This window comes from Corynebacterium stercoris (genome assembly GCF_024160105.1).
In the GTDB taxonomy this organism is placed as follows: Bacteria; Actinomycetota; Actinomycetes; order Mycobacteriales; family Mycobacteriaceae; genus Corynebacterium; species Corynebacterium stercoris.
Map to the genome: position 1 here is coordinate 69461 of NZ_JAMFTQ010000003.1, position 20754 is coordinate 90214.

18 protein-coding genes and 1 pseudogene are annotated in these 20754 nt (G+C 70.0%); 11 read left to right on the forward strand and 8 right to left on the reverse strand.

Annotated elements, in window-relative coordinates:
- Window positions 1-12 precede the first annotated feature (12 nt).
- The 3 genes from prmC to rho are packed head-to-tail and all read right to left on the reverse strand — an operon-like array spanning window position 13 to window position 3873.
- Window positions 13-882, reverse strand: a complete 870-nt coding sequence (gene prmC / locus M5J20_RS03825; protein WP_253576506.1) for a peptide chain release factor N(5)-glutamine methyltransferase — start codon at window positions 880-882, stop codon at window positions 13-15.
- Window positions 869-1945 (reverse strand): peptide chain release factor 1, encoded by a 1077-nt coding sequence (prfA, locus tag M5J20_RS03830; RefSeq protein ID WP_253576508.1) that lies wholly within the window; start codon window positions 1943-1945, stop codon window positions 869-871. Before prfA ends, prmC begins: the two co-directional genes overlap by 14 nt.
- A complete protein-coding gene (gene rho, locus M5J20_RS03835; RefSeq protein ID WP_253576510.1) occupies window positions 1945-3873 on the reverse strand; it encodes a transcription termination factor Rho in 1929 nt (642 codons plus the stop codon). The genes prfA and rho overlap by 1 nt, the downstream gene beginning before the upstream one ends.
- A gap of 377 nt (window positions 3874-4250) precedes the next feature.
- Between rho and M5J20_RS03840 the strand changes: the two genes are divergently transcribed.
- Genes M5J20_RS03840 through M5J20_RS03850 form a run of 3 tightly spaced genes read left to right on the forward strand, consistent with a single transcriptional unit; the run spans window position 4251 to window position 8329 of the window.
- Entirely contained in the window at window positions 4251-6011 is a 1761-nt protein-coding gene (locus M5J20_RS03840) for a long-chain fatty-acid--CoA ligase (RefSeq protein WP_253576512.1), read from the forward strand.
- A 37-nt stretch (window positions 6012-6048) separates the two neighbouring features.
- Entirely contained in the window at window positions 6049-7077 is a 1029-nt protein-coding gene (moaA, locus tag M5J20_RS03845) for a GTP 3',8-cyclase MoaA (RefSeq protein ID WP_253576514.1), read from the forward strand.
- A gap of 4 nt (window positions 7078-7081) precedes the next feature.
- Complete coding sequence (locus M5J20_RS03850) at window positions 7082-8329, forward strand: molybdopterin molybdotransferase MoeA (protein WP_253576515.1); 1248 nt, start codon at window positions 7082-7084, stop codon at window positions 8327-8329.
- 26 nt (window positions 8330-8355) lie between these two features.
- Here M5J20_RS03850 and M5J20_RS11470 read toward each other — a convergent pair.
- A pseudogene (locus M5J20_RS11470) lies at window positions 8356-9546 on the reverse strand (DUF418 domain-containing protein); the annotation flags it as partial.
- Between the two features lie 86 nt (window positions 9547-9632).
- Here M5J20_RS11470 and moaC point away from each other — a divergent pair.
- Genes moaC through M5J20_RS03875 form a run of 4 tightly spaced genes read left to right on the forward strand, consistent with a single transcriptional unit; the run spans window position 9633 to window position 13364 of the window.
- On the forward strand, window positions 9633-10112 hold the full coding sequence (moaC, locus tag M5J20_RS03860) for a cyclic pyranopterin monophosphate synthase MoaC (RefSeq protein ID WP_253576516.1): 480 nt from the start codon (window positions 9633-9635) through the stop codon (window positions 10110-10112).
- On the forward strand, window positions 10113-10700 hold the full coding sequence (gene mobA, locus M5J20_RS03865) for a molybdenum cofactor guanylyltransferase (RefSeq protein WP_253576518.1): 588 nt from the start codon (window positions 10113-10115) through the stop codon (window positions 10698-10700). It abuts the gene before it with no gap.
- Window positions 10701-10721: 21 nt separating this feature from the next.
- Window positions 10722-11498, forward strand: a complete 777-nt coding sequence (modA, locus tag M5J20_RS03870; RefSeq protein WP_253576520.1) for a molybdate ABC transporter substrate-binding protein — start codon at window positions 10722-10724, stop codon at window positions 11496-11498.
- A gap of 9 nt (window positions 11499-11507) precedes the next feature.
- Window positions 11508-13364 carry an ATP-binding cassette domain-containing protein gene (locus M5J20_RS03875; protein WP_253576522.1) on the forward strand — a complete coding sequence of 619 codons (1857 nt, stop codon included), beginning with the start codon at window positions 11508-11510 and terminating at the stop codon, window positions 13362-13364.
- Here M5J20_RS03875 and M5J20_RS03880 read toward each other — a convergent pair.
- On the reverse strand, window positions 13361-13594 hold the full coding sequence (locus M5J20_RS03880) for a MoaD/ThiS family protein (protein ID WP_253576523.1): 234 nt from the start codon (window positions 13592-13594) through the stop codon (window positions 13361-13363). The genes M5J20_RS03875 and M5J20_RS03880 overlap by 4 nt on opposite strands.
- Before the next feature lie 18 nt (window positions 13595-13612).
- Here M5J20_RS03880 and M5J20_RS03885 point away from each other — a divergent pair, with 18 nt between their 5' ends.
- The 3 genes from M5J20_RS03885 to M5J20_RS03900 are packed head-to-tail and all read left to right on the forward strand — an operon-like array spanning window position 13613 to window position 16721.
- The gene (locus M5J20_RS03885) at window positions 13613-14785 is read left to right on the forward strand and encodes a molybdopterin molybdotransferase MoeA (protein ID WP_253576525.1); all 1173 of its coding nucleotides are present in this window, start codon (window positions 13613-13615) and stop codon (window positions 14783-14785) included.
- Window positions 14786-14794: 9 nt separating this feature from the next.
- Window positions 14795-15730 (forward strand): molybdenum cofactor biosynthesis protein MoaE, encoded by a 936-nt coding sequence (locus M5J20_RS11340; protein ID WP_256478070.1) that lies wholly within the window; start codon window positions 14795-14797, stop codon window positions 15728-15730.
- Complete coding sequence (locus tag M5J20_RS03900) at window positions 15723-16721, forward strand: ThiF family adenylyltransferase (RefSeq protein WP_253576528.1); 999 nt, start codon at window positions 15723-15725, stop codon at window positions 16719-16721. The genes M5J20_RS11340 and M5J20_RS03900 overlap by 8 nt, the downstream gene beginning before the upstream one ends.
- Here M5J20_RS03900 and thrB read toward each other — a convergent pair.
- Complete coding sequence (gene thrB, locus M5J20_RS03905; protein WP_253576530.1) at window positions 16718-17656, reverse strand: homoserine kinase; 939 nt, start codon at window positions 17654-17656, stop codon at window positions 16718-16720. The two genes, M5J20_RS03900 and thrB, sit on opposite strands and share 4 nt — an antisense overlap.
- A gap of 15 nt (window positions 17657-17671) precedes the next feature.
- On the reverse strand, window positions 17672-19015 hold the full coding sequence (locus tag M5J20_RS03910; protein WP_253576532.1) for a homoserine dehydrogenase: 1344 nt from the start codon (window positions 19013-19015) through the stop codon (window positions 17672-17674).
- A gap of 126 nt (window positions 19016-19141) precedes the next feature.
- On the opposite strand from M5J20_RS03910, the gene M5J20_RS03915 reads away from it, so the two are divergent.
- Complete coding sequence (locus M5J20_RS03915) at window positions 19142-19384, forward strand: type II toxin-antitoxin system prevent-host-death family antitoxin (RefSeq protein ID WP_253576534.1); 243 nt, start codon at window positions 19142-19144, stop codon at window positions 19382-19384.
- Here M5J20_RS03915 and lysA read toward each other — a convergent pair.
- Window positions 19381-20745, reverse strand: coding sequence for a diaminopimelate decarboxylase (lysA, locus tag M5J20_RS03920; protein WP_253576536.1), 1365 nt, complete (start codon window positions 20743-20745; stop codon window positions 19381-19383). The genes M5J20_RS03915 and lysA overlap by 4 nt on opposite strands.
- Window positions 20746-20754: the final 9 nt, after the last annotated feature.

Sequence of the window (20754 nt, forward strand, 5' to 3'; positions counted from 1 at the left end):
TGACCGTTTTCGTTACGGGCTTACCTTACTCGCCGTGACAAACCGAGCCCGGCCGGTCAGGTCGGCCATGGGCTGGACGCCGGCGAACGAGCCGTCGGCAAGCACAAGCTCCTGCACGGCGCGGGAGGTGGTGTCGTCGTGCTCGATGCCGAGCGCCCCGCTCGGCTTCAAAAGGCGCGCCGCGACGGGGATGAGGCCGCGGATCGCGTCCATGCCGTCGGCGCCGGAGAAAACAGCCTCGTGCGGGTCGCGGTACACCTCCGGCTCGAGGTCGGGGGTCTCGGGCACGTACGGCGGGTTCGCCACCACAAGGTCAACGCGACCGGAAAGCTCCGCGAGCAGCGCGAGGTCGGTCATGTCCCCTTCCACCACGCGTACCGACGTTCGGTTCCTCGCCGCGTTCTCCGCCGCAGCGCGACGGGCCGTTTCGGAGCGCTCGACTGCGATCACCTCGGCGTTCGGGTACGCGTGCGCGATGTAGATCGCGAGCGCCCCAGAGCCGGTGCCGAGGTCGACGACGGTGGGCGCGGCCAACTGAGCGTCGGCAAGCGTGCGCACGGCCCAGTCTGCGAGCACCTCGGTCTCGGGGCGCGGGATGAATACCCCAGGACCCACGGTGAGTGTGAGCGGGCCGAACGGGGCCTCGCCGAGAATGTGCTGCAGCGGCTCGCGCGCGGAACGGCGTGCGATCGCGGCAGAAAATGCGTCCGCGAAGCCAGCCGGCGGGTCGGCGAAGAACACCTCGAGCGGGCCCACACCCATGAGGTGCGCGGCGATGAGACGCGCGTCAACCTCGGGGGTGGGCACGGCGGCGTCGGCAAGCGTGCGTGCCGCGGCTGCGACGAGCTCCCGCGTGCTCGCATCCGGCTTATTCAGCCTCAAGTCGCTCCTGGCGTTCGTGCGTCTGCAGCGCGGTGATCAGCTCATCCATGTTGCCGTCCAGCACCGTATCCAAGTTGTTGGCCTTGTAGTTGATGCGGTGATCCGAGATGCGGTTCTCCGGCCAGTTGTAGGTGCGGATGCGCTCGGAGCGGTCCATGGTGCGGACCTGGGAGGCGCGGCCCTCGGCCTCGGCGGCCTCGACCTTCTCGCGCTCCAGCTGGTCCAGGCGGGCCTGGAGCACCTGCATGGCGCGGGCGCGGTTCTGGATCTGGGAGCGCTCGTTCTGGCAGGTCACCACGATGCCAGTCGGCAAGTGCGTGATGCGCACCGCAGAGTCGGTGGTGTTCACGCCCTGGCCGCCCTTGCCGGAGGAGCGGTACACGTCGACGCGGAGATCCTTCTCGTCGATGTTGACGCTCTCCACCTCGTCCGCCTCCGGGAAGACGTAGACGCCAGCTGCGGACGTCTGGATGCGGCCCTGCGACTCGGTCACGGGGATGCGCTGCACGCGGTGCACGCCGCCCTCGAACTTGAGCTTGGACCAGGCGCCGTCGCGCGACGGGGTCTTCGCCTTCACGGCCACGGTCATGTCCTTGACGCCGCCGAGGTCGGACTCCGCTACGTCAAGCACTTCCCAGGTCAGGCCGTTCTTCTCGCAATACTTCTGGTACATGCGGGCCAGATCGCCCGCGAAGAGGGCGGCTTCCTCGCCGCCGGCGCCAGCCTTGAGCTCCATGATGATGTCGTCGCCGTCGTGCTCGTCGCGCGGGGCGAGCAGGTCGGCGAGCTCTTCTTCGAGGCGCACGATCTCGCCCTCGAGGCGGGTGGCCTCCTCGGCGAATTCCTTGTCCTCCGCCGCCATCTCGGCCGCGACCTCGTGGTCCTCGCGGGCCTGCACAAGCTCGGAGTTGACCTTGATGATCGGCTGCAGCTCGGCGTAGCGCTTCGACAGCTTGCGGAACTGGTCCTGGTCGGCGGCCACGTCCGGGTCGCCCATTTGAGCCTGGATGCCCTCGTACTCGGAGACGTAATCGTCGACGAGTGAAACGTTCGCCCCTGCCATTAGACGTAATCCTCCTCGGTCTGGCTCGCAGCCATCGGCGCGGAGTTGGCCACGCCGATGAGGAACTCGCCGTTGGTCTTCGTCTTCTTCAGCTGCTTGATCAGCATGTCGATGGACTGCTGCGGGTCGAGCGCGGAGAGGATGCGGCGCAGCTTGTGCATGACGCGGGCCTCCTCCGGGCTCATCAGCAGCTCGTCCTTGCGGGTACCGGACGGGTTGACGTCCACGGCCGGGAACACGCGGCGCTCGGCGATCTTGCGGTCCAGCTTGAGCTCGGCGTTACCGGTGCCCTTGAACTCCTCGAAGATCACGGTGTCGCCGGCGGAGCCGGTCTCCACCATCGCGGTGGCGATGATGGTGAGCGAGCCGCCTTCCTCGATGTTGCGGGCGGCGCCCAGGAAGCGCTTCGGCGGGTACAGCGCGTTGGAGTCCACACCACCGGAGAGGATGCGGCCGGACGCCGGGGAGGAGTTGTTGTACGCGCGGCCCAGGCGGGTGATCGAGTCGAGCAGGACCACAACGTCCTGGCCCATCTCCACGAGGCGCTTCGCGCGCTCGATCGCCAGCTCCGCCACTGCGGTGTGCTCTGACGGCGGGCGGTCGAAGGTGGATGCAATGACCTCGCCGCGCACGCTGCGCTGCATGTCGGTCACTTCCTCCGGACGCTCGTCCACCAGCACCACCATGAGGTAGCACTCCGGGTTGTTGGTGGCGATCGCGTTGGCGATGTTCTGCAGAATCGTGGTCTTACCGGCCTTCGGCGGGGACACGATCAGCGCGCGCTGGCCCTTGCCAATCGGCATGACCAGGTCGATGACGCGGGTGGTCAGGATGTTCGGCTCGGTCTCCAGACGCAGGCGCTTGTTCGGGTACAGCGGGGTGAGCTTGTGGAACTCCTTGCGGCCCTTCGCCTCTTCCGGGGTCATGCCGTTGACGGAATCCACGCGCACCAGCTGGTTGAAGCGCTGGCGGTTGCGGCCGTTGCCGTGCGAGTGGCCCTGGCCGTTCGCCCGCACCTGGCCGATGACCGCATCGCCGGAGCGCAGGCCGTTCTGGCGCACCAGCTTGTTGTTCACGAACACGTCCGCGGAGTTCTGGCGGTATCCGGTGGTGCGGATGAACGCGGTGTTGTTGTCCACCACGTCCACGATGCCAGCGACTTCCTGCAGCTCCTCCGGCTCGAAGGACTGGTTGTTGTCGTTGTTGTTGTCGCGCCCGTTCTGGTTCTCGCGGCCCCCGTCGCGTCCGTCGCGATTGCGGTTGCGGTTGCGCCGCCCACGGCGGCCGCGGCGGCCGCCCTCGTTGTTGTCGTCGCGGTTGCCCTCGCGGCCGTCGCGCTGCTCGCGGCCTCCCTCGCGGTTATTGTCGCGGCCACCCTCGCGGCGCTCGCGGTTCTGCTCGCGCCCACCGTCGCGCTGCTCGCGGTTGTCCTCGCGGCGCTCGCGGTTCTGGTCGCGGCCCCCGTCGCGCTGCTCGCGCTCGCCGTCGTCGTGGCGCTCGGTGCGCTCCGGGCGCTCAGCGCGCTGCTCGCGCTCGCTCTGCGGCTGCTCCTGCTGCTCGCCGCCGTCCTCCAGGTGCTGTGCGCGGGAACGGTTCCGGCGGTTGCGGCGCGCCGCGGCGCGGGACTCGTGGCGCTGCTGCGCATCCCCCTCGCCGGCGTCGCCCTCGCGCTCCTGCGCGCCGTCCTGCTGCTCTGCGCCACGCTGCTCGACGTTCGTCTGCGCTGCCTGCTCGCCGGCAGCATCTGCTGCGGCGGCCTTTGCGTTCGCCTTCGCCGGCACCTGGCCGGTGGTGATCGCCTGAATCAGTTCCCCCTTGCGCAGGGTCGAAATCCCCTTGAGTCCCTGCTCGGACGCAATCTTGCGGAGCTCGGGAAGCTTCAATGCAGCGAGGTCGCGGCCGTTAGCCGCGTTGCCCGTTTCAGTCACGGAAGTCCTTTCGTCGCGTACCTGGCGCGGCGCCGCACTCTCAACAATTGTGAGCCTGCCGGCATTCGCTCTGCGCAGGCTATAGGGCCCGCACCGGTAGCTTTCGTGTGCAATGTGCAAATTTCTGTGAGCCCCCGCTTCAGGTATCCGGCGGGCAGGGCCATCACCGGGGCGAAGCGTGAAGGGGGCGGATCGCGCCGCGCGCATCCCTCGCTGCGGGAGGCGGGTCGTGTCCGGGGCCGCGATGAAGCGGCGGCCGCGAACCCCGCGTGCTTAGCCTTGCATACAGCGGTGCGGGGATCCTGCGCACACTATAGCGCACACGGCATACATTCATATCTCCGACCCGCCCCGCGGCCCGCGCTAGAGTGAGCGTCATGCTTTCAACGATGCAGGAGGTGCCGTTTTCCGTCGCCCGGATCCTGGAGTACGGGTCCACCACGCACGGATCCACCAAGTGCACCACGTGGCGCCCGGGCGGAGCGGAGGAAACTACCTTCGCAACGATTGGGGCGCGCGCCGGAGCGTGTGCGAACGCGCTGAAGGATGAGTTGGGGATTGACGGGGACCAGCGGGTGGCCACGTTCCTCTACAACTGCTCCGAGCACGTGGAGGTGATGTTCGCCGTCGCCGCGATGGGCGCGGTGTTCACGCCGCTGAATATCCAGCTAATGGAGGATCAGATCGCCTTCATTGTCAACCACTCCGAGGCGCAGGTGATCGTCGCCGATCCGCGCCTGGCCCCGAAGCTCGGCCGCGTTTTGGAGCGCTGCCCCAAGGTGCAGTCCGTGGCGTTCACGGGCGTGGAGCCGCTGGAGGAACTGGCGCAGGCGCTGCCTGCGAACGTCGATACGCACAGCTACGAAGCGCTGCTCGACGGGCGCTCCACGGTGTTCGCGTGGCCCACGCTGCCGGAGACCACCGCGGCGGCGCTGGTGTATTCCACCGCCACCACGGGCGCGCCGAAGGGCGTGGCGTATTCCCACCGCTCGCTGTGGCTGGAGGCGATGAGCCTGCGCGCCACGGACTCGCTCGCGGTCGCGCACGGCGAGTCGTTCCTCTGCTGCATCCCGATCTACCACGTGCTGAGCTGGGGCGTGCCGTTCGCGGCGTTCCTCGCCGGCACCCCGCTGGTGCTGCCGGATTCGGACGTGTCCGCGCCGACGCTGGCGAAGCTCATCGCGTCGACCCACCCGCGCGTGGCGCACGGCGTGCCCACGCTGTGGATCCAGCTCATGGTCCACTACCTGAACAATCCGCCGGAGCGCATGAGTTTGCAGGAGATCTACGTCGGCGGTTCCCCCGCCCCGCCCGCGCTGATCAAGGTGTGGGAGGAGCGCTACGGCGTGGATGTCGTGCACGTGTGGGGTATGACGGAGACGTCGTCGGTAGGCACGGTCGCACGTCCCCCGTCGGGCGCGGCGGGTGAGGCGCGCTGGGCGTACCGCGTGTCCCAGGGCCGCTTCGCGCCGTGGCTGGAATACCGCGTGGTCAACGACGGCCGAGTCATGGCCGCCAACGACCTCACCCAGGGCGAGATCCAGGTGCGCGGCAACCTGGTGGCCAAGGGCTACTACCACTCCCCCACGCAGGAGGCCGGCCAGCTGGCCAGCGAGTTCCGCGGCGAGTCCATCACCGATGAGCACGAGCACTTCACTGCCGACGGCTGGTTGCGCACCGGCGACGTGGGCACCGTGACGCACGACGGCTTCATGACGCTCTACGACCGCGCCCGCGACGTCATCCGCTCCGGCGGCGAGTGGATCTACTCCGCCCAGGTGGAGAACCTCATCATGGAGGCGGACGCCGTGATCGAGTGCGCCGTGATCGGCATCCCGGACAAGAAGTGGGGCGAGCGCCCGCTCGCGGTGACGGTGCTGCACCCCGAGTTCGAGCCGACGCCCGAGACGGCCGCCGCTCTGCGCGAGGGCCTCGCAGACGTGCTGCCGCGCTGGATGGCCCCGGAGTACTGGACATTCGTGAAGTCCATCGACAAGACGAGTGTGGGCAAGTTCGACAAAAAGGACCTGCGCAAGCACTTGAAGCGCGAGGAATTCGACATCATCGCGCTGCCCGGCCCGGGTGCGCGCTCGCGGAAGGTGGAGACGGGGACGCGGCCGGACGCGGCTGCGGACTAACGTCGGCACGCAACCCGCGCCTATCATTGGGCGCACTATGGCCCCTACCACCCTCGTCGACCGCTACGGCCGCACTGCGCGCGACCTGCGCGTGAGCCTCACCGACCGCTGCAACCTGCGCTGCACCTACTGCATGCCGGCCGAGGGCCTCGAGTGGATGCCCACGGAGCACTCGCTTTCCGACGACGAAGTTATCCGCCTCATCCGCATCGCAGCCGAGCAGCTGGGCATCCGCCAGGTGCGCTTCACCGGCGGCGAGCCGCTTTTGCGCCGCTCACTCGAGGACATCGTGCGCGCCACGGCGCAACTGCGTACCGACGAAGGCAAAGCCCCCACAACCGCCCTGACCACCAACGCGCTCGGGCTGGACCGGCGCGCGGCGGGGCTCGCGGCCGCGGGGCTCGACCGGATCAACATCTCGCTGGACACCCCCGACCCCGAGCAGTATGCACGGCTGACCCGGCGCGACCGGCTGGACGACGTGTTCGCCGGCATCGATGCCGCACTTAGCGCCGGGCTCGCCCCGGTGAAGCTCAACGCGGTGGTGATGCCGGGCATCAACGAGGACGCGGTGCCCGAGCTGGCCGCGTTCGCACTCGAGCGCGGGCTGGAGCTGCGGTTTATTGAGCAGATGCCGCTGGGCCCTCGCGAGAAGTGGGATCGCTCGCAGATGGTCACCGCGGAGCAAATTCTCCAGCGGCTCACCGAGCGCTTCGAGCTCGCCCCCGACGCTGAGCCGCGCGGCCCCGCCCCAGCCGAGCGCTGGCGCATCACCAACCCCGCCACCGGGCGCACGGGGCGCGTGGGCATCATCGCCTCCGTCACCCACCCGTTCTGCGGGGCATGCGACCGCACCCGGCTCACCACCGACGGCGCGGTGCGTTCCTGCCTCTTCTCCGCGGCCGCCGACGAGGTTTCGCTGCGCGACGCTATGCGCGCCGGCGCCACCGACGACGAGCTCGCCGAGCTTTGGGCCGGCGCGATGTGGGCGAAGAAGCCCGGTCACGGCATCGACGACCCCGGATTCTTAAAGCCGGAGCGCCTCATGAGCGAGATCGGCGGCTAGGCGCATGGCCCCGCACACCGCGCCCCGCTCAATCGCCGAGCACGCCGCCGCCGTCCTGGCACTCGCTGGGCTCGCGCACCCCGGCACGCAGCGCCTCCCACTTGCCGACGCCTTTGGCCGCCACCTCGCCGCCCCCGCAACCGCCCGCTTCGCCGTGCCGCCCTTCGACAACGCCGCGATGGATGGATTCCTCGTCCACGCCGCAGACCTCGCGGCACTACCGGCCACGCTGCCCGTCGCGGGCGACATCCCGGCCGGCGCCGAGGCTTGCCTCTTGCCCGCCGGCTGCGCGGTGCGAGTGATGACGGGCGCTCCCGTCCCGCCCGGTGAAGGCATCGTAGTGGTGCCCGTCGAGCAGACGGATATCCCCCGCGGTCCGGTGCCGCTGCCGGAGCACGTGACCATTCACGATGTGCACGCTGGTCGGGACCACATTCGGTGGGCGGGGTCGAACGTCGCGGCCGGCGCGCAGGTCGCAGGCCCCGGCGAATGTATCGACGCAGGTCTTCTGGCCGCCCTCGTCGCCACCGGCGTGCGCGAGGTCGACATCGTGCGCACCCCGAGCGTGGCGGTGCTGGCCACCGGCGACGAGCTCGTCGCCTGGCCCAGCGAGATCACCGGCGCGCAGATCCCGAACTCCAACATGCCGATGCTCGCCGCCATCGCGCGTGCGGCCGGCGCAGAGGTGCATGCTCTCCACGTGCCCGATGGCACCGGCGAGTTCCGCGCCGCGCTCGATCACGCGTGCGCCGCCCACAACATCGTGGTCACCTCCGGCGGGGTGAGCGCCGGCGCCTTCGACGTCGTGCGCGAGGTGCTCGAATCCGGCGGCACCGGTGACGCGTGGTTCGGCCGCGTCGCCCAACGCCCCGGCGGGCCGCAGGGCCTCACCACCTTCCGCGAGACCCCGGTGGTGTGCCTGCCCGGCAATCCCGTGGCCGCCTTCGTCTCAGCGCACCTCTACCTCACCCCGCTCATTCGGGCCGCGGCCGGCGCAACCGCAGGCCTCGCGTACGCCGAGCGCCCGCGTGTGACGGCCCGCGCGGGCGAGACGCTGCCTCGCCCCCACCACAGCGCCACCCACGTCGTGCCGGTGCGGGTGGATTACGCCGGCGACACCCCGCGCGCCCAAGCGTTCTCCCCGGCCGCGCCGGGTTCCCACATGGTTGCCTCGCTGGTGGGTATTGACGGGTTGGCGTTGGTGGAGGCGTCGGCACGCGAAAGCTCCGACGTCCCGGTGCTACTGATCTGAGGTTTGAGCCCCTGTTTGCCGTAGGAGAGGCGGCGGTGGAGGCGCTCGAAGGGGCCGGGCTGGCCTGCGAGTTCCAGCAGGCACGCGGCGACGAGGGTGAGCCCCCACACGAGCACGCCGAGCCACATTTGCTGCGGGATGCTCAGCGCGAGCAGCGTCGAGGCCGGGACGGTGAGCAGAATGGGCACCATGATGAGCGATTGGCCGACGTAACCGCTCATGGAGCGCTTGCCAAGTGCGACGAAGGGCCGCAGCCACCACGGCGTGGCGGCGCCGGCGGCAACGCTACGCTGCACCGGCTCGAGCGCCAGCGCCACCGCGGCCACGATGCCGGGGCCGGTGAGCAGCCCAATGACCACATTGGCGGAGTGCAGCGAGGGCTCCCATGCCTCGGGCAGCACCCCGATGGCGCTCAAGCCCCACGGCAGGCCGATGAGCAGGATCACTGCCGCAGCGACGAGCACCCAGCGCGTGAGCATCCGGCGGTAGTGCGCCACGTTGCCCAGCACGCCGGCGCGGCCCCACATGAAGCCCATGAGCACCGGTGGCAGGAGCAGCAGTGCGAAAAACGGCGTGGCAGCGACGGAGATGAGCACCACCATGAGGTTGTCGGCGAGTTCGCTGAAGGTGGTGGGCGCGTCGATCGGGAGGGTCCCGGCCTTCTCCATCAGGAAATCCTCGCCCGGGCCCATGGTGATCACGGGCGTTGCCGTGCCCACGGCCATGATCGCGAAGCAGGTGCCGGCGATCCACCACAGCACCTTGTCGCTGCGGGTGAGCAGGAAGGCGACGATGATGCCTAGGCAGCCGTAGGTGACCATGATGTCGCCGCCGAACAGCAGCGCCATGTGCACCGCGCCGAGTGCGAGCAGCCACCCGTAGCGCCGGATCATCAGGCGCCGGGCCGCCTTCGGGGTGTAGCCGCGTTTGTGCAGGCTCACGGCGATCATCCCGATGCCCACGCCCAGCAGGGTGGAGAACATGGGCAGGCCGCGGACGTGCACAAACATGGCTTGGAAGATGATGAGCAGCTCCTCCGCAAGCGTCGGCTCCCCGGTGTAGCCGCCGAAGTGCTCCGCGTGCTCGACGCCGTAGTGCGGCAGCCACGCAGAGGGGACGTTCGCCAGGATGATGCCGAGGAGCGCCATGCCGCGCGCGACGTCCGGGGCGAGGTACCGCACGGTTGCCGCCGTGCGCGTCCGAGAGGATTGTTCCATAGCTGTTATTAAACGCTCGTCACTGTCCAGTCGCGAGGGGGATCACCCTGATATCCACCCTGATTGCGTCCCGTAGTCTCTGCCCCATGGAGTTCACGCATCTCAACGGCAGCGGCGAGGCCTACATGGTCGACGTCACCGCGAAACAGCCCACCGTCCGCCAGGCCACCGCGCAGGGCGAGGTCGCCTGCTCGCCCGAGGTGATGCAGGCGCTGCGCGACGGCACCGTGCCCAAGGGCGACGTCCTCGCGGTGGCCCGCGTCGCCGGCATCGCCGCCGCCAAGCGCGTGCCCGAGCTGCTCCCGCTGGCCCACACCATCGGCGTGCACGGGTGCGCGGTGGAGCTTTCGCTTGCCGACGACCACGTGTTCATCGAAGCGACCGTCCGCACGGCCGACCGCACCGGTGTCGAAATGGAGGCGCTCACCGCCGTGAGCGTCGCCGCTCTCAACGTCATCGACATGGTCAAGGGCGTGGACCGGACCGCATTCATCCGCCGCATGGGCATTACCGCGAAATCCGGCGGCCGCTCCGGCGACTGGTCCCGCGACCTGCCGGGCGCGTAAATGGCGGACATCGGCGCGATCGTCCTCGCCGGCGGCCGCTCCTCGCGCATGGGCGCGGACAAGGCGCAGGTGCGCGTCGACGGCACCCGGCTTATCGACGTTCTTCTTTCCACCCTCCCGCCCGCATGGCCCCGCGTGGTGGTCAGCCCCGTCGACCTGGGGCTTCGCGGAACGCCAACCGTGAGCGAGGACCCGCCCTTCGGCGGCCCGGTCGCGGGCATTGCGGCGGGGCTGTCCCACCTGGAGCGCGCTTGCGCCGGCGCGGTGCCGGACCTCATTGCGATCCTCGCCGTCGACGCACCGCATGCCGCGAACCTCGTGCCCGCACTGGCGGAAGCGCTCGAGCGGGCGGCCGGCACCGCTGACGCGGCCCTCGTCGAATCCGCCGACGGACGCCTCCAGCCCCTGTGCGCGCTGTGGCGCCGCGACGCGCTCTCGAGGGCGCTGACGCAGGTCCCCGCCCGCGATGCCTCCGTCATGCGGCTCGTCCGCGCCGCCGGCGGGCACGTCACCGTGCCGGGCACTGGCGCGGAGCGCGACTACGATACGCCCGCCGAGCTCGCGGAGCTCGGCCAAGTCGATCTGTAGGCAGTGTTACCTTTAGACACCATGCGCATTGCACGATTCGCCGCCGGGGCGCTCTGCCTCGGGCTGGGGCTCGCAGCCTGCTCCTCGGGCACCCCGTCCCCGGTTACCGCGCCCGACGATGCCGCTGCCCCGAACGTGCTGGTGCTGGGGGCGGCGTCGACACGCGTGCTCAACGACGATCTCGGCGCGCTCTTCCCGGAGAACCTCACCTTTGTCAACGCGGGTTCCTCGGCCCTTGTGCAGCAACTGCGCGACGGCGCGCCGGGCGACGTGCTGATTACCGCCGACGAAAAGAACATGAACGATGCCGTCGAGGCCGGTGTAGCCCAAAACCCGCAGGTGGTGGCCGCCAACTCCATGGTCTTGGTGGTACCGAAGGGGAACCCGGCCGGCATCGGAAACGTCGCTGACGTGCAGCGCGGCGACGTGAACCTCGTCCTCTGCGACGTGCAGGTGCCGTGCGGAGCGGTATCGCAAAAGCTCATCGATGCGAACAGCCTGCGCGTCGCCCCAGTTTCCCTGGAGCACAGCGTCTCCGACACGCTCGGCAAGGTCGTCTCCGGCGAGGCGGATGCCGGGTTTGTCTACCGCACCGACGCGGCCGCTGCCGGCGACGCCGTCGAAGTGATCGACATCCCGCGCGCCGAGGAGTTCCCGAACTCGCTGGTCACAGCCGTCGTCAGTGAAAGTGCGCACCCGGAGCTGGCGGCGCAGCTCGTCGCGCTGCTCGGCAGCCCCGAAATGGCGCCCGTGTGGCAGCAGCACGGCTTCACTCCGGCCAAGACAGCGGCGAAGTAGGGTCCCCGCGTGCCATCCGAGATCCGTCCTGCCGCCCGCCCCACCCCGGGCGCGGTCAGAGCACTCGCTGCCCTGGCGCTCGCGCTGATCGTCCTACCGATCGTCGCGCTCGGCGTGCGCGTGCCGTGGCCGGACCTCGGCGACATCCTCGCGGCGCCGGAAACGCGCGAGCTGCTGCGCGTCACGCTCGGCTCGGCGGTGCTCGCCACGATCATCGCCGTGGCGCTGGGCACCCCGCTCGCGCTGTGGATGCGCAACTTGCGCAAAGGCGCGGCCCTCGCGCGCCTGCTGGTCCTCCTCCCGCTCGCGCTGCCGCCGGTGGTGGCGGGCCTCGCCTTAAGCGCATTCATCGGCCGCCGCGGCATCGCCGCCCCGCTACTCGACGACTTGAACTGGCAATTCGCCTTCGCGTTCCCGGGCGTCGTCGCGGCGCACGTGTTCATCGCGCTGCCGTTCGTGGTGATTACCCTCGATGCGGCGCTGCGCCAGCTCGACCCGGAAATCACCGATTCAGCGGCCGCCGTCGGCATCAGCCCGGGCACCGCGACGCGCCGCATCGTGCTGCCCGCGATTGCCCCGGCGCTGGTCACCGCGGCGGGCCTGGCGTTCGCGCGCTCGCTGGGCGAGTTCGGCACCACGCTCACCTTCGCCGGCTCCATGCCCGGTGTGACGCGCACCATGCCGCTGGGCATTTACCTCGCGCGCGAGATCGACCAATCGGTCGCCTACGGGCTTTCGGCGATCCTCGTCGGTCTCGCCGTGCTCACCCTCGCCGCCGCAGCCCTGCCCACCCTCATCCCGCGCCGCACCCCGCCGCAGCGCGCACGCGCCACCGGCGCCGCCGACATAGAAGCACTTCGGCGCCTCACGCTTCCCGACGGCGCACCCGAACCGGTCCGCATCGGCAACTGCGTCTTCCCCGCCGGCGCCACCACCGCGCTCATCGGGCCGAACGGCGCGGGGAAAACGACGCTCGTCGGACGCATCGCGGGGCGCCTCACCAGCGACGCGGACGTTGCCGTAGGCAACGCGCGTTACGACGGCCCCGGCGCCAACCCCGTCCCAGCGCACCGCCGCGGCGTTGTCCTTTTGACCCAGAACCCCGGTTTGCCGCCGACGACCACCGCCCGCGGCGCCATCGCGATGGTCACCGGGGATGCCGCCCGCGCCGCCGAACTCCTCGCCGCGGCCGGCCTCGCCGAGCTCGCGGACGTGCCCGTCGGCGCGCTTTCCGGTGGCCAAGCCTCCCAGGTCTCCCTCCTGCGCGCCCTCGCCGCCCGCCCCCGCGTCTTGCTTCTCGACGAACCCTTCGCCGCCATCGACGTCGCCTCCGCCCGCCAGTGGCGCCACCTCCTGCGCGCAACCGCCGCCGACCGGACGACGGTGCTGGTCACCCACAACGCCTTGGACATCGCGACGCTCGCCGACCATGTCGCGGTGATGGAACGCGGCGAGGTGGTGAGCCTCACCCCCACCGCCGGAGCCTTCGCACGGCCCGCAACGGGTTTCGCTGCCCGCCTCGTGGGCGTGAACCGCGTTACGGGCACGGCGACCGACGATGCAACGCTCGCATCCCCCGCCGGCAACATCGCCGGCACCGCCGCCACCCCCATCGCACCCGGCACCCCCGCGGTCGCCGTTTTCCCGCCGGCAGCGGCCGCGCTCGGCGGTGATCTCCGCGCAACCGTCAGCGCCGTCGACATCGCCCCGACCGGCGACGCCACCGTCGAACTCACCCTCAGCGAATCCGAGTCGATCACCCTCCCGCTTCCCCGCGCAGACGCACTCGACGGCGGACTCGAACCCGGCCAGGCGGTCACGTTCTCCGTCGACCCCGCCCAAACCAGGCTCTACCTCGCTGATTAACCTCCCGCGAACGGCGGCAGTACGTCGACACGCTCAGCGCCCGCAAGCGAGGCGTCCAGCTCCGCCCGCATCCCGTCGACCAGGAAAGAACACCGCGGCAGGATGGGCTCGAGCTCGGGGTGGCGCTGGCAGGCGTCGGCAAGCACAAGTTCCAGGGTGGCGTGCTCCCCGGCGGCTTCCTCGCTGACCCCGGCGGCAGCGCGTGCGGCGGCGAAATAGTGGATACGCATGTGGCTAGAGTAACGGCCATGCACCGCACCCCCGAAGCCCACCTCACCGCCGTGCGCGCCCTGGTCCCCGCGCGCGCCACGCGGAGCATGCCGCTTCTCGACGCCGCTTCCATCCGCGCCGCACTCGCACACGACGTGGCGGCAGTCGTGGATTCGCCGGCGTTCGATAACTCGCAGATGGACGGCTACGCGGTGGGGTTCACCGGTGCCGGCGCGGCGCCGGTCGGCCCCACCGTGCCCGCGGGTGTGGACCCGGACCAGCTCTACCCGGGGGGCTTAGGCGAGCTGGCGGCGCCCGTGATGACGGGCTCAAAACTGCCGCGCGGCACCGTCCGCGTCGCGCCCGTCGAGCGCTGCGAACCGGCCGAGTTTCTCCCCGCCGGCGATCAGGTCACGCTGCCCGAAGGCGGCGCCGGCCAGTTCGTGCGTCCCCAAGGTGCCGACGCGCCTGCCGGCAGCATGATCGCCCCCGCGGGCACCCGCGTCGACCCGGCGCTGGTGGCGGCGCTGGCCAGCCAGGGCATCGACACGGTCGAAGTGGTCGCGCCCGCGCGCATCCTGCTCATTACCGGCGGCCGCGAGATCGGCAGTGCGGGGGCGGCGAGCATCCCCGACTCGAACTCGCCGATGCTGCGCGCGCTCGCCGACCGCGCCGGCATCGAGGTCGCGGGCCACGTGCGCACCGACGACTCCCCCGACGCCCTCCGCACCGCCGTAGCCGACGCGATCGCGGCGGCGGGCGGTGTCGAGGCGATTGTCACTTCCGGCGGCATCAGCCACGGCAAGTTCGAAGTGGTGCGCCAGGTGTTCACGGGCAACGCCTGGTACGGCCACGTCGCGCAGCAGCCGGGCGGCCCGCAAGGTCTGAGCACCTTCCAAGACATCCCCGTCATTTCGCTGCCGGGTAACCCCGTCTCAACGCTGGTGAGCTTCCGCCTCTACGTCGCACCGGTCCTGGGTTACGCGCCGGAGCCGGTGTGGGTAAAGCTGCATCCGTCGGCACGCGATGTGCGCGGGCTGGACAGCAAAGAGCAATTTTTGCGCGCCCGCATCGAGGACGGCTGTGCGCTGCCCATCGGCGGCGCCGGTTCCCATCTCATCGTGCAGGCGACCGCCGCGACCTGCCTCATCCGCGTGCCGGCGGGTGCGCGCCGTAACCCCGGTGACCTCGTGCTCACCTATCCGCTCTAACATGCGGCTATGACCACTACGCCGCGCACCGCCGCCGTCATCGTCGCCTCCACCCGCGCCGCCGCCGGCATCTACGAGGACCGCTCCGGCCCCATCGCCGTCGACTTCCTGCGCCGGATGGGCTTCGACACGCCTGACGCCACCGTGGTCGCGGACGCCGAGATCGGTGCTGCCGTGCGCGCCGCACTCGCCCGCCGCCCCGCCGTGCTGCTCACCTCCGGGGGCACAGGCATTTCGCCTGACGACGCCACCGTCGAGGCCGTCACCCCCTTCATCGACCGCGAGCTGCCCGGCGTGGTCCACGCGTTCTACGCGCACGGAGCGCAGCACGTGCCGACGGCAGTACTTTCCCGCGCCGTCGCCGGGATGGCCGGGTCGACGTTCGTGATGACGCTGCCCGGCTCCACCGGCGGCGTGCGCGACGGCTGCACTGTGCTCGAGCCGATCCTCGAGCACATCGTGGAGCTCGCCCACGGCACCGCGGCCCACCCGAAGCCGGACCCGGACTACGTCGCCGCGCAGACCGGCCAGGTGGTGGGCGGCGTGGTCACCGATGCGCCGCTCGACCCCGAGGCGCTGGCCGCCGATGCCGTGACCCAAGCGATGGGCGCGCTCGTGCGTTTCGACGGCATCGTCCGCAACCACGACCACGGCGACCCTGTTGCAGCACTGACCTACGAGGCCCACCCAAGCGCGGAGGTCGAGCTCACCCGCGTGCTTACCGAGGTCGCCGCCGTGCACCCCGTGCGCATCGGCGCCGCGCACCGCGTCGGCCCGGTCCCGATCGGTGAACTCGCGTTCGTGGTCGTGGCTGCGGCCGCCCACCGCGGCGACGCCTTCACCGCCTGCCAGGCCGCCGCCGACCGCGTGAAGGCCGAGGTGCCGATCTGGAAGGAGCAGACCATGGCGGACGGCACCACCGAGTGGGTGGGGCTCAATGGATAGGTACGCCCGCCAGGTCGCGCTCATCGGCGCCGAGGCCCAGTCGCGCATCCGCGCCGCGCGTGTCGCCGTCGTCGGCGCCGGCGGCCTCGGCTCCCCCGCGCTCCTCTACCTCGCGGCCGCTGGTATCGGGGGCATCACGCTTATCGACGACGATTCCATCGACCTCACCAACCTCCACCGCCAAATCGTCCACTCGACCGCCGACGTAGGACGCGCGAAGGTTGACTCCGCCGCCGAGCGGCTCGCTGGATTGAACCCCGAGGTGCCCGTCGACGTGGTGCGCGAGCGGTTGACCTGGCCCGATGCCGTCGATGTCCTGCGCGGCGCCGACGTGGTGCTCGACGGGTCCGACAACTTCGCCACCCGCCACACGGTCTCCCACGCCTGCGCGCGCCTCGGGGTACCGCACGTGTGGGGCTCGATCCTGGGCTTTGAGGCGCAGCTCAGCGTCTTCTGGGCCGGCCGCGGCCCGGTCTACGAGGACCTCTACCCCGCCCCTCCTGCCCCCGGGTCAGTGCCGTCATGCGCGCAGGCCGGAGTGTTGGGGCCGCTCGTCGGCGTGGTGGGCTCCGCGATGGCCGTCGAAGCGTTGAAGCTGGTCACCGGCATGGGCGAGCCGCTAGTCGGCAGGATCGGCTACTACGACAGCCTCGCCGGCACGTGGGAATACGTGCCCTTGGTCGCCGATCCCGCCGTCGCCGAACGGGTGCGGAACGACGACCCGCCCGGGGCAGTACCGGAGGTATCTGAAATCCCGCCGGGCGCGCCTGTGCTCGACGTGCGTGAGCCGGAGGAGTTCGCCGCCTTCCACCTGCCCGGTTCAGTGAACGTGCCGCTCGGGCAGATTATCGCGGGCGAGACTCGTGCCGAGCCGGCACCGGGCACCGTCGTGGTCTGCGCTTCCGGGGTGCGATCCGCCGAGGCCGTCGCGGTGCTTCAAGCCCGCGGCGTTACCGGCATCGCGAGCCTCCGCGGCGGCATGGCGCGCTAGTCGCGGACCAGCTCCGCGGTGACGGGGCCGGCGATCTCGAGCTCGTGGACTTTGAGGCCGGCGGAACGGGCGTCGTCAAGCAGGGCCCGGAGCTTCTCGTCGGTCTCGCCGGTGGTGAGCACCATTGCGGTCGGGCCGGCGCCGGAGAGGTAGGCCGCGTAGCCGCGGTTGCGCAGGCGGTTGACCCACTCTGCAGTAACCGGCAGGACATCCGCGCGGTACGGCTGGTGCAGGCGGTCGCGGGTGCCCTCCCAAAGCAGCTCCGGGTGGGACTGCAGCGCTGCCGTCATCACCGCGGTGCGCGACACGTTGAAGCGCGCATCCACATGCGTGACGTGCGAGGGCAGCACCTTGCGCACCGCATTCGTGGAGGCGTGGAAGTCCGGGACCAGAGCGATCGCGTGGATCGAGGAGTCGACCGGGATGCGCACGGCGCGGTACTGCGGCTTGGAGCGGCCGTCGACGGGGATGTCCGTCCAGGACACCACGGCGCCGCCGAGCGCAGAAGCGCCCGCGTTGTCCGGGTGGCCCTCGAATTCGCTGGAGAGCTGGACCACGGCGTCGCTATCAAGCGGGGAGCCCGCGAGCGTGTTAGCGGCGACGACACCTGCCACCGCGGCGGCCGCGGAGGAACCGAGGCCGCGGGACTGCGGGATCGAGTTGTGGCAGACCACGCGCAGGCCCGGTGCCTCGACGTCCGCCGCCTTCAGGCCGGAGCGGATCGCCTTGACCACCAGGTGGGAGCCGTCGCGCGGCAGGTCGTCCGCGCCCTCGCCGAAGATCTCCACCTCGAGGCCGCTCGCGGTGACCTCGACTTCCACGGTGTCGTAGATACCCACGGCGAGGCCGAGGGTGTCAAATCCCGGGCCCAGGTTCGCCGAGGAACCCGGCACCTTCACCGTCGCCTTCAGGCCAACTTGCAGGTCAGTTGCCATATCTCAGCCCCTCCTCTACGCGCCGAGGCGGATCACGGAGTTGACGCTGCGAACATCCTCGTGGCCCTTGAGGCGCTCGACGATCTCCTGGAGGTTGCGCTCCTGCGCGGCGTGCGTGACCACGATGAGGTGCGCCTCGTCGCCGGACTCCTCCTGGCGCACGGCGGACAGCGACACGTCGGAGTCGGCGAACTGCCGCGCCAAGTCGGCGAGCACGCCGACGCGGTCGTTGACCGTCATGTTGATGTGGTAGCGCGTCTCTACTTCCTCGAAGCCCACGACCGGGTAGTCGGCGTAGAGGTTCTCGGCCGGGGCGCGGCCGCCGTGCACCTTGTTGCGCGCGGCGCCGACCAGGTCGCCGAGCACAGCGGACGCGGTCGGGGCACCGCCGGCGCCGTTGCCGTAGAACATCAGGCGGCCGGCGGCCTCAGCCTCGACGAAGATCGCGTTGTAGCTCTTGTCCACGGTGGCCAGCGGGTGGTCGTTGGGCACCAGCGTCGGGTGCACGCGGGCGTTCACGGCGCGGGTGTTGCCGTTCTCGTCCAAGAGGCGCTCGCAAATAGCCAGCAGCTTGATGGTCTGATTCGCGCGCTTGGCGGCAGCGATGTCGTCGGCAGTAATCTGCGTGATGCCCTCGCAGTGCACGTCGTCGAAGGTCACGCGCGTGTGGAAGCCCATGGAGGCGAGAATCGCGGCCTTCGACGCGGCGTCGTGGCCCTCCACGTCCGCGGTCGGGTCGGCCTCGGCGTAGCCCAGGCGGGTCGCCTCCGCCAGCGCCTCCTCGTAGCTCGCGCCGGTGGTCGCCATCGCGTCGAGGATGAAGTTGGTGGTGCCGTTGACAATGCCGGAGATGCGCTGCACCTGGTCGCCGGCGAGTGAGCGGCGCAGCATGCCCACAACCGGAATCGCGGCGGCCACCGCAGCCTCGTAGTAGAGGTCGACGCCGGCCTCATTCGCGGCGTCGGCAAGTTCGGAACCGTGCGCCGCCACCAGCGCCTTGTTCGCGGTGACCACAGACTTGCCGGAGCGCAGTGCCTTGAGCACCAGCTCGCGCGGGTAATCGATGCCGCCGATCACCTCGACGACAACGTCGACGTCGTCGCGCTCGATAAGCTCGGTCGCGTCGCCGGTCAGGTACAGGCCCTGGACTTCCGGGGCATCCTTGTGCTTATCGACGTTCGACACAGCCACACCGCGCACCTCAATCGGGCCGCCGATGCGCTGCTCCAAGTTGTAGGAGAACTCGCTGAGCAGCTGGAGCACGCCAGTACCCACAGTGCCCTTGCCGAGGATGGCGACGCCGACCGGCGCGCCGGCGCCCTTGCCGGGGAAGTTTCCGTTGCTTTCAGCGGCGGTCATGGGTGGTGTTCTCCTTGCAGTGATGCAGTAGTGGCACAGCTCCGCGCTAGTTTAGCCTGTAAGCGTTGTGCGGATCCTGACAGTCGGCCCTTGCCCCCGAGTTGTACAACTTGTAACATTGCATGCATGACTTCCGCCTCGCTTTCCGAGTTCAGGGCCAACCAGAGCCTCTACATTGCCTCTGCGCAACGCGAGCCTGTTGAAATTCTTTCCCGCGGGGCCGTCCGCCGGGCAGTACTCATCTCGCCAGAACTGTTCGACAGGGCAATGGAGGCGCTGGAAGATTCACTCGATCTCCGTGATGCCCGCAATGCTGAGGTTGGTGATCTCGTGAGCCACGAAGAGCTCTTGGAGGAGCTCCGCGACTAGTACTCGCGGGCGAGGATGTCCTCCACCGTCTCGCGGCGCACCATCGGTGTGACGCGGCCAGCGCGGACGCTGACCACCGCCGGGCGGCCAAAGGAGTTGTAGTTCGACGCCATCGGGTAGCAGTAGGCACCCGTCGCTGCCAGCACAATCAGGTCGCCGGGGGCGATGTCGTCGGGCCACTTCGCGTCCTCGATGAGGATGTCGCCGCTCTCGCAGTGCGAGCCGACGAGGCGGGTGGCCGTCGGTTGCCCCTCTGTGAATCGGTTTGCCACGCGGGCATCGTACAGCGCGCCGTACAGGGAGGGGCGGACGTTGTCGCTCATGCCGCCGTCGACGGCGATGTAGCGCCTCGATGTGGTGTACGAGGTGTCCACGTCCTTGATCACGCCCGCGGTGTAGACGGTGACGGCGGCGGGGCCGGCAATCGCGCGGCCCGGCTCGACGACAACGGTCGGAGCGGTGATCCCCAGCTCGTCGGCAGTCTCCTGCACCGCGTGCAGCAGGTCCTGGGCGACGAGGCCCACGTCCAGCGGCTCCTCGCCCGGCATGTAGGCGATGCCGTAGCCGCCGCCGAGGTCCAGGTACCCAAGCGCCACGCCGCGCTCGCGGAAGATCTGCGCGTACAGGCCAAGCACGCGCTCGGCGGCCAGCTTGAAGCCGTCGGCGTCAAACACCTGGGAACCGACGTGGCAGTGCAGGCCGGTGAGCTCAAGATGCTCCGCTTCAATCGCGGCGACGGCTGCCTTGTACGCTTCGCCGGAGGCCAGCGAGATGCCGAACTTCTGGTCCTCGTGGCTGGTGGCGATGAACTCGTGCGTGTGCGCGTCCACTCCCGGCTTCACGCGGATGAACACGTCCTGGGTACGCCCGACCTCGCCGGCGACGGCCTCGAGCTGCGCGAGCTCCTGGTGGGAGTCGATGACAACGTGGCCCACGCCGGACTCCACGCACAGGCGCAGGAAGGCGTCCGACTTGTTGTTGCCGTGCACGGTGATGCGCTCCGGCGGGAAGTTCGCGGCGAGCGCGATGCGCAGCTCGTTCTCGCTGGCGACGTCAAGCGCCAAACCTTCCTCGTCCACCCAGGTGGCGATGCGCCTGGTGAGAAACGCCTTCGAGGCATAGTGCACGTTCTCCGGGCCGCGGAAGGCCTCGGCCATGTCACGGCAGCGGGAGCGGAAGTCGTCCTCGTCAACCACCATGACGGGCGTGCCGTATTCCTCGGCGATCTCCGGCAGGGGCACGCCGGCAATCGTGATCACGCCGTCTTCCTCGCGCTGGGCACCGCGCGGCCACACGTGGGCGGGCAGGTCGTTGAAGGTGCCTTTGTCCTCCGCGTACGGAGTGGAAATAAATACAGTCACCGAGACAAC

Coding starts and splice junctions, on each gene's coding strand:
- modA (WP_253576520.1), top strand. CDS start 10,722: ATGCGCATTGCACGATTCGCCGCCGGGGCGCTCTGCCTCGGGCTGGGG.
- M5J20_RS03850 (WP_253576515.1), top strand. CDS start 7,082: ATGGCCCCGCACACCGCGCCCCGCTCAATCGCCGAGCACGCCGCCGCC.
- M5J20_RS03885 (WP_253576525.1), top strand. CDS start 13,613: ATGCACCGCACCCCCGAAGCCCACCTCACCGCCGTGCGCGCCCTGGTC.
- M5J20_RS03910 (WP_253576532.1), bottom strand. CDS start 19,015: ATGACCGCCGCTGAAAGCAACGGAAACTTCCCCGGCAAGGGCGCCGGC.
- M5J20_RS03840 (WP_253576512.1), top strand. CDS start 4,251: ATGCTTTCAACGATGCAGGAGGTGCCGTTTTCCGTCGCCCGGATCCTG.
- moaC (WP_253576516.1), top strand. CDS start 9,633: ATGGAGTTCACGCATCTCAACGGCAGCGGCGAGGCCTACATGGTCGAC.
- prfA (WP_253576508.1), bottom strand. CDS start 1,945: ATGGCAGGGGCGAACGTTTCACTCGTCGACGATTACGTCTCCGAGTAC.
- M5J20_RS03880 (WP_253576523.1), bottom strand. CDS start 13,594: ATGCGTATCCACTATTTCGCCGCCGCACGCGCTGCCGCCGGGGTCAGC.
- M5J20_RS03900 (WP_253576528.1), top strand. CDS start 15,723: ATGGATAGGTACGCCCGCCAGGTCGCGCTCATCGGCGCCGAGGCCCAG.
- thrB (WP_253576530.1), bottom strand. CDS start 17,656: ATGGCAACTGACCTGCAAGTTGGCCTGAAGGCGACGGTGAAGGTGCCG.
- M5J20_RS03915 (WP_253576534.1), top strand. CDS start 19,142: ATGACTTCCGCCTCGCTTTCCGAGTTCAGGGCCAACCAGAGCCTCTAC.
- moaA (WP_253576514.1), top strand. CDS start 6,049: ATGGCCCCTACCACCCTCGTCGACCGCTACGGCCGCACTGCGCGCGAC.
- M5J20_RS11340 (WP_256478070.1), top strand. CDS start 14,795: ATGACCACTACGCCGCGCACCGCCGCCGTCATCGTCGCCTCCACCCGC.
- mobA (WP_253576518.1), top strand. CDS start 10,113: ATGGCGGACATCGGCGCGATCGTCCTCGCCGGCGGCCGCTCCTCGCGC.